12 protein-coding genes are annotated in these 12,053 nt (G+C 48.2%); all 12 read right to left on the bottom strand.

Annotated features, from left to right (window positions below):
* Window positions 1-167 precede the first annotated feature (167 nt).
* Window positions 168-2,675 carry a preprotein translocase subunit SecA gene (gene secA, locus KI379_RS27035; protein ID WP_212985553.1) on the bottom strand — a complete coding sequence of 836 codons (2,508 nt, stop codon included), beginning with the start codon at window positions 2,673-2,675 and terminating at the stop codon, window positions 168-170.
* A 447-nt stretch (window positions 2,676-3,122) separates the two neighbouring features.
* Window positions 3,123-3,701: a ribosome hibernation-promoting factor, HPF/YfiA family gene (gene hpf / locus KI379_RS27040; RefSeq protein ID WP_089549754.1), complete on the bottom strand. Its 579-nt coding sequence runs from the start codon at window positions 3,699-3,701 to the stop codon at window positions 3,123-3,125.
* Between the two features lie 283 nt (window positions 3,702-3,984).
* Window positions 3,985-4,182, bottom strand: a complete 198-nt coding sequence (locus tag KI379_RS27045; protein ID WP_018887618.1) for a cold shock domain-containing protein — start codon at window positions 4,180-4,182, stop codon at window positions 3,985-3,987.
* Between the two features lie 582 nt (window positions 4,183-4,764).
* On the bottom strand, window positions 4,765-5,100 hold the full coding sequence (locus KI379_RS27050) for a hypothetical protein (RefSeq protein ID WP_212985554.1): 336 nt from the start codon (window positions 5,098-5,100) through the stop codon (window positions 4,765-4,767).
* Window positions 5,093-5,491: a flagellar export chaperone FliS gene (fliS, locus tag KI379_RS27055; protein ID WP_212985555.1), complete on the bottom strand. Its 399-nt coding sequence runs from the start codon at window positions 5,489-5,491 to the stop codon at window positions 5,093-5,095. The genes KI379_RS27050 and fliS overlap by 8 nt, the downstream gene beginning before the upstream one ends.
* A 24-nt stretch (window positions 5,492-5,515) precedes the next feature.
* Entirely contained in the window at window positions 5,516-7,072 is a 1,557-nt protein-coding gene (fliD, locus tag KI379_RS27060; protein ID WP_244879464.1) for a flagellar filament capping protein FliD, read from the bottom strand.
* A gap of 15 nt (window positions 7,073-7,087) precedes the next feature.
* Entirely contained in the window at window positions 7,088-7,456 is a 369-nt protein-coding gene (locus KI379_RS27065; RefSeq protein ID WP_212985556.1) for a flagellar protein FlaG, read from the bottom strand.
* 138 nt (window positions 7,457-7,594) lie between these two features.
* Window positions 7,595-9,376, bottom strand: a complete 1,782-nt coding sequence (locus KI379_RS27070; RefSeq protein ID WP_212985557.1) for a flagellin N-terminal helical domain-containing protein — start codon at window positions 9,374-9,376, stop codon at window positions 7,595-7,597.
* 144 nt (window positions 9,377-9,520) lie between these two features.
* Complete coding sequence (gene csrA / locus KI379_RS27075) at window positions 9,521-9,760, bottom strand: carbon storage regulator CsrA (RefSeq protein ID WP_105444837.1); 240 nt, start codon at window positions 9,758-9,760, stop codon at window positions 9,521-9,523.
* A gap of 2 nt (window positions 9,761-9,762) precedes the next feature.
* Window positions 9,763-10,212, bottom strand: coding sequence for a flagellar assembly protein FliW (gene fliW / locus KI379_RS27080; RefSeq protein ID WP_212985558.1), 450 nt, complete (start codon window positions 10,210-10,212; stop codon window positions 9,763-9,765).
* Window positions 10,213-10,499: 287 nt separating this feature from the next.
* Window positions 10,500-11,066 carry a DUF6470 family protein gene (locus tag KI379_RS27085; protein ID WP_212985559.1) on the bottom strand — a complete coding sequence of 189 codons (567 nt, stop codon included), beginning with the start codon at window positions 11,064-11,066 and terminating at the stop codon, window positions 10,500-10,502.
* Between the two features lie 21 nt (window positions 11,067-11,087).
* Entirely contained in the window at window positions 11,088-12,044 is a 957-nt protein-coding gene (gene flgL / locus KI379_RS27090) for a flagellar hook-associated protein FlgL (RefSeq protein WP_212985560.1), read from the bottom strand.
* Between the last annotated feature and the right edge of the window lie 9 nt (window positions 12,045-12,053).

Genomic DNA, 12,053 nt, shown 5'->3' on the forward strand with positions numbered 1-12,053 from the left:
TTATCGACATAAACTCCCTTAAGCGGAAAGACCCTGCAGCCGCCCTCCTCTTCAGAGCAGCGCCTGCATTGGGTCTCCCGGTTTAAGGGAGTTTTGGCTCCGCTTCTTAGGGTTGCCTAAGAAACGGCTGTTGTATGAATGACTTTAACATTTGCTTCTATATTATCTTATGCTTCTTGACCGTGGCAGTGTTTGTACTTCTTGCCGCTGCCGCAAGGGCACAAATCGTTGCGTCCGATCTGTTCGCCGACTTGCACCGGCTTCTTCTCGGTCGGCTCGCCATTCGTGGAAACCTTGCTCTCTTCCACGACAGCCTGGCGCTCCTGGTTCGCTTCGATATGGGCCTTCATCACGTACATGGCCACTTCTTCCTGGATGCTGGCCGTCATCGTGTTGAACATCTCGAAGCCCTCGAATTGGTATTCGCGAAGCGGATCCGTACCGCCGTATGCACGGAGGTGGATACCTTGACGGAGCTGATCCATCGCGTCGATGTGGTCCATCCACTTGCTGTCGACGGAGCGAAGCACGATAACTTTCTCGAACTCACGCACCAGCTCGGAACCGATCCGCTCTTCGCGCTCGTCGTACTTCTTCTTCACCTTATCGAAGATAAACTCTTCAATCTCCTCAACCTCTTTGCCCCACAGATCGTCGCGGGTAATCGAGCCTTCGTCGAGGAGCTTGCTGTTTACATAATCAGCCACTTCCTGGAGCTCCCAGTTTTCCGGAATATCGTCGGAGCAGTGCACTTCAACCGCACGGTCAATGACCGGCTTGATCATCTCCATGACGATATCCTTGATGTTATCGGATTCCAGAATTTCACGGCGCTGCTTGTAGATGATTTCCCGCTGCTGGTTCATGACGTCGTCGTATTGGAGGACGACCTTCCGCAGGTCGAAGTTGTTGCCTTCGACGCGTTTTTGCGCGGATTCGACCGCACGGGTAATCATCTTGCTCTCAATCGGCTGGTCTTCCTCGAAACCGAGGCGTTCCATCATGTTCAGCACGTTGTCGGCGCCGAACCGCTTCATGAGTTCATCGCCCAGCGACAGGTAGAACTGCGTCGAGCCCGGGTCACCCTGGCGTCCGGCACGGCCCCGAAGCTGGTTATCGATCCGGCGGGATTCGTGGCGCTCTGTACCAATGATATGCAGACCGCCCACATCAGCTACACCTTCACCGAGCAAAATGTCGGTACCCCGTCCGGCCATGTTGGTGGCGATCGTTACCGTACCCGGCTGACCGGCGCGGGAGATAATGTCCGCTTCTTCGGCATGATACTTGGCATTCAGCACCTGGTGCTTGATGCCCTTGCGCTTCAGCATTTCCGAAATCAGTTCGGAGTTCTCGATGGATACCGTACCAACCAGCACCGGCTGATTCTTTTTGTGGCGCTCCACGATTTCGTCGACAACGGCCTTGAACTTGCCGTTTACACTCTTGTAAACGATGTCCGGCATGTCGTTCCGTTGGTTCGGTTTGTTCGTCGGTACCTGGATAACTTCCAGACCGTAAATTTTCTTAAACTCTTCTTCCTCTGTCTTCGCCGTACCGGTCATGCCGGCCAGCTTGCGGTACATCCGGAAGTAGTTCTGGAAGGTAATCGTCGCGAGCGTCATGCTCTCGTTCTGCACCTCGATGCCTTCCTTCGCTTCGATTGCCTGGTGCAGACCGTCGCTGTATCGGCGTCCGGCCATCAGACGGCCCGTAAACTCGTCGACGATCACCACTTCATCCTCTGTCACGACGTAATCGACGTCGCGGCGCATGATGACGTTCGCCTTCAGCGCCTGCACGATGTGGTGGTTCAGCGTAATATGGCTGTGGTCATACAGGTTCTCGATGCCAAAAGCGCGTTCCGCTTTAGCAACACCCTTTTCCGTCAACGCAACGGATTTGACCTTGATATCAACCGTATAGTCCTCTTCCTTCTGCAGCTGCTTCACAAAGCGGTCCGCTACGTAATACAGCTCCGTCGACTTTTGGGCTTGTCCTGAGATGATCAGCGGCGTACGCGCCTCATCGATCAGAATCGAGTCCACTTCGTCAATCGTACAGAAGTACAGCGGGCGCTGCACCATTTGTTCCTTATACAGCACCATGTTGTCACGCAGGTAGTCAAAACCAAACTCGTTATTCGTACCGTACGTAATATCGCAGGCGTAAGCCACTTGTTTATCCGCATGGTCCATGCCGCTCAGGTTCACCCCGACGGTCATGCCCAGGAATTCGTAAATTTGTCCCATTTCCGCGCTGTCCCGCTGAGCGAGATAGTCGTTGACGGTGACCACGTGCACACCTTTGCCGAGCAGGGCGTTCAGGTATACCGGCAGGGTACCTACCAGCGTCTTCCCTTCACCGGTCTTCATTTCGGCGATCTTGCCTTCGTGCAGCGTCATGCCGCCAACCAGCTGAACGTCGTAATGACGCTTACCGAGCACGCGCTTGGATGCTTCGCGTACGGTGGCAAACGCTTCAGGCAGGAGATCATCGAGGGTTTCACCCTTCTCCAGACGCGCACGGAACTCCTCCGTCTTCCCTTTCAGCTGCTCATCGGAAAGGTTGACGAATTCCGGCTCTAATTTGTTGATCTGATCAACCGTCTTCATCAGACGCTTGACCTCACGATCGTTGACGTCACCGAAGATTTTTTTGACAATACCTAGCATGGTTAACCCCTTTCGCGCAAAACAATTGTTAGAATCAACTTCAGTTATTTCAGGGTTATGTTCAAATGAAATAGATTCTTCATGAACCAATTCACACAGACACCGGCTGAATGAGATGGATTCAGAAAGAATCGATTCATACAGGAGTATTGAAGATCTGCTGCTTGTTGAAATTGATCCGGACAGAATCGGCTTCATACAGACAAAATGCAACTGCTTGAAGTTCATTCCAATCGTGTTCAAACCGGTAATTAGAATAAAAACGGGTTTGCATAAATTGTAACAGTTTGTAAGAGATGCCGCAACAACTTACAGCCCTTACAAACGGCCTCTATTTATATACGCACGAAGAGCCCCATCCGTTGCAGGACAAGGGCTCTTTTTTTACTCAAAACTCAATAAATATTTACATAATCATGAAAATTGTTACAACGGACCGTCATTTTGTTAATACGCGCTGCCTTCATTTTGCTCGATCAAACCGTATTTTCCATCATTCCGTTTGTAAACGACATTCACTTCCTGAGTATCAATGTTCGAAAAAACAAAGAAATTATGTCCGACCATGTTCATCTGCAAAATGGCTTCTTCCACGTCCATCGGCTTCAGGGTGAAGCGCTTCGTGCGGACCACTTCCAGTTCGTCGTGCTCTTCCTCCGTCATCGTCGGCAGCAGGCCGGTACCGGTCGCGGCTTCTTCCGTGAACAGCATCTTCAGGCTTCCTTCCTGGCGGAACTTGCGGTTGAGCTTGGTCTTGTGTTTGCGGATTTGGCGTTCCAGCTTGTCCACGACGGCATCAATGGATGCATACATGTCATCACTGCGGTCTTCGGCCCGGAGCATCACTCCAGGGAGCGGAATCGTTACCTCCACACTGTGCAAACCTCTAGTAACTCCAAGTGTCACATTTCCATCTGAGGCGGGGGGTGCATCGAAATACTTCTCAAGCCTGCTGAGCTTCTTGTCGACATAGTCCTTCAAAGCGTCAGTAACCTCGATTTGTTGACCTCGAATAGCTAAATTCATAGGGCACTCCTCCTTTGCAGTTCCATTATATCACAATTGTTAACGCTAAGTAAAAAGGCGTTTTCGGGCGGCTGTCCGCCAAATGAAAGCCCTTTACTCACCCCACTGTCCGCCTAAAGCAGGGTAAAATTCCTTAACCGTACAGGAGGAAATGAAACAAGTTCGATCGTGGTAAAATCCGCCGGAACACAAAGAAAGACCCTGGAGATCCAGGGTCTTATCGCTACCGTTCTTCAATTACTTAACCATCGAACCGTATATGTAGGTCGGCCTTGCCGGATGATTATAATTTGATTACGTTAGCTGCTTGCGGTCCACGAGCGCCTTCGACGATGTCGAATTCAACGTCTTGACCTTCTTCCAAAGTCTTGAAGCCTTCAGATTGGATTGCGGAGAAGTGTACGAATACGTCGCCACCTTCAGCAGTCTCGATGAAGCCATAACCTTTTTCTGCGTTGAACCATTTAACTTTACCTTGCATGCACTAACATTCCCTTCGTCGTCAAATAAAGTGTGACTTACGCCCACATTCCTGAATATACCACCCAAACTTGTCCATTGTCAATTGGAATGGAAAGGGGTTTAATTGTATAAAATTCCAATCAACTGGCTATTCAGAATGCCGATACGTAATCATTTATATGCTGTATTAACCGGATTTAATACGAGTGAAACGGGAAAATAATTAATTATTTGTTCCCATTTCTTGTGTGTCTTGCGGCCCTTGTTGCTCTTCGGTCGGTTGAGTGTCTTGTGGTTGTTGTGGTTCTTCGGACTCTTGTTGCTTTCCCAGGGCGGGAGCTTATTCCCAATAACATGAAATTCCAGAGGTTCAGTCAATATAATTTTATCCCTCTATCGCTTTAATCTTGATCTATAAGACTTTTAATCAAAAATTCTCTTTGGTATAAATGACTTCTATACTTTATCTACCTCCTTCACTTCATATGGCTAGATTTATAAAAATGAAAAAAAGACTAGAATTCCTTTTCTAGTCTTTTCAGTGTCTTGCTATTTTAGCATTGTTGTCTTGCTATTTCCGGCTTTTCTGTCAGGCTATGTGTTACTTCCTTTGGTCCATCAAAAAGCTATCCGGTGTGTATGCTGCTTCGTAAGCGCTCCGCTGCATTTTGGCTTGTCCTCTGTGTTGAAGCCAGTCAGAGGCTTCCATTTTAAGCTGGTTCATCCGGTTAAGGATGAGCGGATCCGCCTGTAAAATGCTTTGTAACTGCTCAACTTGGCTCGGTGAAAATGGTGTGTGGCGCTTGAGCTGGTTTAGTTCATCGATCAACTGCTGACGCTCCTGGACAAAGTCCTGCAGTTCCTCATAGGCCGTATATTGCAGGCGCGCTACAACGGTTTCAGTCAACGCCTGGAGAGAAGAGATCAAGTTATCCATTGGCCGTCTCTTGGCTCAAGCTGCCGGTTGTCATTTTGGCGGCTTCGGCAAAGGTTTCCCGCAGATCCATGAGATAACCCAACGCCTCTTCAGCAGGTGCCGCCGTCTTTTTCACGTTGGACTCAATCAGTAGATGATTGATATATTCATATAAAGAAGCGAGCCCTTCCGAAACGGCATAACTTCGGTCCAGCGTAGACAGCAGTTCGTTAACGATACTTTGGCTTTTGCCTAAATTCAAATTGGCCTTCTGCAAGTCTTTCTTCTGCAAGCTGTCGATCCCGGCACGGACGAAGCGGATCGCTCCATCATACAGCATCAGAAGCAGCTGCCCTGGCGTAGAGGTTTGAACGGATGACTGACGGTATTTTTCATAAGGAGATGTAATCAAGTGTCTTCACCCTTTACTAAAAAATTATTGGGTAGTTCCGAACAGACTGGACGACTGGGACTGCAGTTGGTTCATGGCCGTTTCCATCGCGCTAAATTGCTTGTAATACCGGTCTTCCTGATCATCTAGCCGCTTAATTAAATCACTGATGCGCGACGTATATTCCTTCATTTGTTTCCCCATGACACTCTCGTCTTTAAAAGCTGCGCTAAGATCCCCACTGAAGCGGTTCGTACCGGCACGGTCGGAGAACTTTTGGAGGGTGCTTGTCATGGTCGTGGACAGTTTGTTGACAATTCCATCTGAGCCTTGAAATACGTTTGATAGCTGTTGCGGGTTGCTCTGTAATGCTTGCTTCAGCTTGTCCTCGTCCAGATAGAGCTTGCCGCCTTCATAGTATTGGCCTGTTGTGATGCCCATAGAACTCAATTGGCCGATGCTGTTGTTAATGACCGAACGCATAGCGTTAATGGTTTCTTTAAGGATGTCATCATTTTTCAGCAGACCACTCTTCGCCTTGGCTTCCCACGCTGTGATCTCGGTTTCTTTCATGGCCGATCTTTGCTCGTCGGTCAGCGGCGGGAAGTCGCGATATTTCTCCTCGTCTACCTTGGTGTTCATGGTGTTGAGCAGGTCATTGTAGGTGTCGATGAAGGATTTGATTGTGTCAACAGCCTTGGTTGTATCGATAGTTGTCGTTACGGTAGCTGGAGTAGATCCCGTTTCTTTCAACAACGTTAAGCTAATTCCATTGACCTTTAAAGTATTATCAGTGGTTGTAAATTTATTAGTACCTATAACGGTACCGCTAGAATTCAAAGTGTTGATTTCTACTTCTCCATTCTCGCCATCCTGCACCGGAGCTCCTTTAAGATTCAGCAATCCTAATAAGCTAGAAGTCTTCGTACCGGAATTTCCGTAGTCACTCTCGCTAATGTTAACTTTCTTATCCGTTCCGTAATCTTTTGCAGTAATCGAAAACTTACCACTGACCTCGTCAAATGCTGCCACAACGTTGGCACTGGAATTATTGATTTTGCTAAGTACATTGGAAATCGTGTCTTTTGTTGAAAAGTTAAACTCTACGTCATTGACCTTAATTTGAAAGGTTTCCGGTTTATCATCGGTTGGTGCCGGATTTGTATCCGGCGTATATCCATTTAATTGGCCGATCGTAGTATTGAGGTTTGCTTTTGTAGCTGTTGTAGAACCAGAGGCAGGTTTAATATCAATTTCGCCTGTGGATTGCACAGTAGTCTTGGTAGCCAACTTCTTCACGGTCACACTCATCGGAACGCTTGAGGCATTAGCGGATGCTTCTGCTTTGATCGCATCCTTGTTCCCATCAACCACAGCGGTTTGAGCTGTCATGTTGCTTGTCTTACCAAAGAGATCCGCGGCAGATAGTTTGGTTTTAAAAGCAAACACCTTGCTATTCATTTCTCTATAGCTATCACGCTGCCAGGAAAGGTATGTTTTCTGCTGATTTAATTTATCTAGTGGAGCACGTTTAGCAGTCATTAGTTCCTTGACCATGCTGTCGATATCCATGCCCGAAAAACCGTTAATACGAAGTGTCACTTTGAGAACTCCTCCTTACACTTTAGCGTCAATCATAATGCCCGCCAGTTCCATCATCTTGGCAACCAAATCCAAGGTTTTCTCCGGCGGAACTTCTCGGATCACTTCTCCTGTTTCTTTATTGAGGACTTTGACCATGATTTCATGAGTTTTATCGTGAATACTGATATCTAAGGTTGTCTCCGGCCCTTGAAGAGATTTTACGGCCCGGTCAATGTTCCGGATCAGCTGCTCCTCCCCAATCGAAACCGAAAGGCCCTGCTTTTCTTTCAATGCCAAATCTTCGCCGTTTCGGATCATGGATACTGCTCCGTTCATGGATGCGACGGAATCTGTCTTGTTCTGAGATGACGTACTCGCAGTCAAGGAAAATTGCACATTCATCCTGGCTACCTCCGACAAAAGGATATATATACTATTATCGGCTTCTATTGCTTGGAGGTTTAGTTGATGTTGCATAATTGTAGAAAATAAAAAAAGAGCCCCGGGAAAATCCCAGAACTCTTAATGAATATTTTAAAATTAACGGAGCAATTGCAGAACACCTTGTGGCTGTTGGTTGGCTTGAGCCAACATAGCTTGTGCAGCTTGAGCCAGGATGTTGTTCTTCGTTTGTTCCATCATTTCTTTCGCCATATCAACGTCACGGATACGGGATTCAGCAGCTGTCAGGTTCTCGGAAGCTGTTCCCAAGTTGTTGATCGTGTGCTCCAGACGGTTTTGAACGGCACCCAGTTTAGAACGTGCGCTGGAAACGGTTTGAGTAGCTTTGTCCAGAACTGCGATTGCTTTAGAAGCATCTTCAGCAGTAGAGATATTCAGGGCAGCTTCGGTTTTCACGTCGTTCGTTCCGTTAGTAACGGAGTTTTCTTTCGTGAAACCAGCTTGACCAGCGTTACCAGTGATTCCAAGAGCCGCGGCACGCATGTCGTCAATTGTCAGAGACATCGATTGACCTGTGTTCGCACCGATTTGGAATTTCGTGTTGAAGCCAGATCCTTGTGCGCCAGGTCCGACAACTTGTTCGACGTTTTTGACTGCAGAAAGGTCACCACCACCAGCTGTTCCAGTAAATCCTACAGCAGCAAGAGGTCCATTTGTTCCATCAGTCAACTTAATATCTTTACCACTCTCGGAAATAAATTGGATCTCATTGTCTTTGGACAGAGAAGCAGTTACTTTACCATCCAATCCAGCTTTTTGGAGAGCAGCATTTAAGTCTTTCACAAGATCAGCAGCGGCTGCATTAGCTACATTAACATCTGTGTTTTGCGTGTCATATTTCTTGGCATCTGGACCCAAGTTAATTTCAACAGCACTTTCTGTTCCTACTTGAATTTTAAAAGTAGCATCAGCGCCAATGGAGATATCTCCTGCAGTAACTTTGTTTGTAGCTTGCAAACCTGCACGCTCAACTGTAGCTGGGGAACCAGAAACCACTCCATCACCAGCTCCAGATGTGTTCAAGTTAGCTGCTGTATCAACAGAGAAGAAGTTTGCAACCTTATCTTTATCTGCGCCTGTGCCAGCATCGATAGAGATTGTGCTGCTTGTTCCTTGAGATTTAGCGGTGATTTTCAAGTCACCATCCGCATTTTTCTCAATATTAACAACATCAGAAAGCTTTACGCCACCAGAAGTAACATTTTTCAATTCGTTAATAAAGTCATCAGCGGTACCTGCTGTACCGCCACCTTTGTAATCCGTCGACCAGTTCTGCTGAAGAACTTTCGAAATGTCAAATGACTGGCCATCAACTGTGATTTTTGCGCCAGCAGCATCTGCGATATCAGCAACAGCAAAAGCTTGGTAGTTCGTTGCACTTGTAGCAACTTCAAAAGTTGCACTAGTAGCTTTAGTAATTTTCGCTCCGTCTTGGGAAGCAATACCACCATTCAGCAACTTCTGAGTATTGAACTCAGTTGTGTTACCGATACGGTTGATTTCGGAAGTCAATTGGTTCATTTCGTCTTGCAGAGCTTGACGATCTGTATCCGTGTTCGTTCCGTTCGCGGATTGGTTGGAGATTTCGCGCATACGTTGCAGGATGCTGTGAGTTTCGTTCAGAGCGCCCTCAGCTGTTTGGATCAAAGAGATGCCGTCTTGAGCGTTACGGGAAGCTTGGTCCAAACCGCGGATTTGGCCGCGCATTTTTTCGGAGATTGCCAGGCCGGCAGCGTCATCGCCCGCACGGTTGATGCGAAGACCGGAAGACAGTTTCTCGATATTTTTGTTTGTGTTTGCTGTGTTAATGGACAGCTGGCGGTGAGTGTTCAACGCCGCAATGTTGTGATTGATAATCATTGGGTATTTCCTCCCTGAAATATAGTTAGTACCACGTCCATGTGGTAACGCTGCCTCTTTAAGGTCGGCCGCCCCGCCAAAGCAGCGTCTAAACTATATATCGACACAGCGAACAGCTCTTTTTAGACTTTTCTCGTGATTTTTTTATTTTTTATTCGGATCACGCAATTTTCCGAGGAGTGCTTCCAGCATGGCCGGTGCGGGTGCCGCCGACTCCTGGTTGCTCTCTTTGATCGAGAGGTAGATCTCTTTGCGTAAAATATCAATATGCGGCGGAGCGGAAATGCCGACTCTCACCGTATCTCCCTCCACGCTCAATATCGTGATTTCGATTTGATCCTGAATGACGATGGACTCATTTTTCTTACGAGATAATACCAGCACGATTATTCACCCGCCTTTGCTGAGGGTTGGGAGCCGTTTTCGCTCCAAAGTGGATGCCGCGTCTGATATGGAGAATGATGCAGCACTACCTGTTTGCCTAGGTTCTTCTCAGGGTTCAGCACTACCGGCGCCAGCAGGTTCATGGTAGACTGCTCAATTTGTTCTTTTAACGAGATAATGCAGCGAATCACGACCTGGGATTGAATATCAAGCTCCTCTGTATCCGCCTCCGGCAGGTCGAACTCGTACTGTGGAAAATATACAAACGGGTCACCCAGCAGGAAAGCAAAGCCCGGCTCCTTCGTCGACTGCAAATAATCAAACGGGCCGTCCTCCAGCGAAATCAGCGCGAACTCCGTTTCCTCCTCGAATCCCGGCATGCCTTTTGGAAACCGATAAATTTGCTCCTCGGCGATGTCGAGCTCTCCCCAGGATGCGGTCTGTATAATCATGGCGGTCACTCCTTGTTCATCGATTGAAATTTCTGTACCATAACTCAGGGCAAGTACGTAAAATGTCCCTACGATCACTCTTGTTTTCGGATTTCTGATTTATAAAACCAATGTAAGGTAGCAATCCGAAAGCCAAATGTGACCGCTTCGCTTCTTCGGAATCACTTTACTCCCCTGCTTGCATCGTATTCTCCAGTTCAACTTATCTCAAAATAAAAAGAAAACTATAGAAGGCGATCAAGAATCCCCCTCTATAGTCTACTCTATCATTTCATACCTGCCTAACATCAGCGCTGGGTATCAATCTCCGGCGGGATATACTGCACGGACGCGTACTGCTTCATATAAATGTCCAGCTTGCCCCGGGTATATTCGATCTCCGGCCGGTTCACCTGCACCTGGATATCCGTATGTGCCTTCCGGAACTCGATATCCGGCGGACGTGTGTCGATCTGGATGTCGACGTTATCGATGGAAGCTGGCGTGCGCGTCTCCGGAAAAGGAACCGGCTGCCAGTCCTCGCCATAAATATTCGCGATCGTGTTGCTGGCATTATGAATGGCCGCGGCGCGGTTACCTTCCTCGACCCTTCGGGCAATCCCCTGCAGGTACAGCTGCTGAAAACCTGAATAGATCCGGCTGTTCATATCGATAAAGTTGCCGCCGGTGAAGGCCGAAAATGCCTTGGACTGATCCACATGAAGCTCCGGCTTGTACTGGTGAATTTCCAGCTCCGACGGCGTAGTGTTCATGGTCACGTCAGCCTTAGGCTGGCGAATGGAATACTGACCCAGGTCGGCATCAATCCCAAGCTGGGCCCGGGTCTGACGGATTTGCAGAATAGGCTGTACCATACCTTCCTCCTACAAACGATACTATCTCAGAAAATCAACCAGGGACGGTTGAATGATTTTGGAGCCGGCAGACAGCGAGGCGTTATAAATGTTCTCCTGGATTTTGGAGTTCATGATCAGCTCCGCATAGTCGGCGTCTTCGGTTTTAGCCTGAAGATCTGTCAGGTTGATGTTAAGATCGGACAACCGGTCCTGCATCAGCTCGATCCGGTTCGTTTTGGCACCAAGCTCCGCGCGGGACGTGAGCATTTTCTCGGTGCGGCTGTCGATCAGTTCAAGCTGGGAAGACAGGCCGGCAAAGTTGCCGTCATCCAGATTTTTGGTGATATTTTCGATAATGTTAAAAATGTTATCCGGATCGCTCCCGTTCCCGAATACATCTGTACCGGTCATGTTAATCGGGAGCTTCACGCTTTCGCCAACGCTGAAATTGATCAGACCCTTATCCGTCACGATATCGGCAATCCCCATACCATTGGAGGACCCGTCCGCGTTCAAGCCGGTCGTGTTGGAGGTACCGTCATCGTTTTTCGGAAAATCGTACGGCTTCTTGTCATACGCTTCCCCGTTAAAAACATACTTCCCGTTCAGCTTGCTGTTTGCAATATCGATCAGTTGTTCCTTCAGCTGGGACACTTCCTGCTTGATACTGTCCAGGGCAGATTGCGGATTCGTGCCGTTCGCCGCTTTGGTTGTCAGCTCGCGCAAACGCTGCACGACATCTCCAGCTTCGCTGAGCACCGTATCATTAAAATCCAGCCAGGACAGCGCGCTGTCCACGTTGGATGTATATTGGTCATTGGAAGCCAGCTCCGAACGGTAGCGCAGCGAGTAAGTAATGCCCACGGGATCGTCCGAAGGACGATTCAGCTTACGGCCGGTGGCCAGCTGGTTCTGCGTGTTGTTCATCTCGCGCGCGTTGCGGTTCAAGTTCAGGAGCAGCTGGGAGTTCATCATATTGGAAGTCACTCTAAGCATTTCGTTAAC

Origin of the sequence: Paenibacillus cineris (genome assembly GCF_018333335.1) — a bacterium.
In the GTDB taxonomy this organism is placed as follows: Bacteria; Bacillota; Bacilli; order Paenibacillales; family Paenibacillaceae; genus Paenibacillus_AQ; species Paenibacillus_AQ favisporus.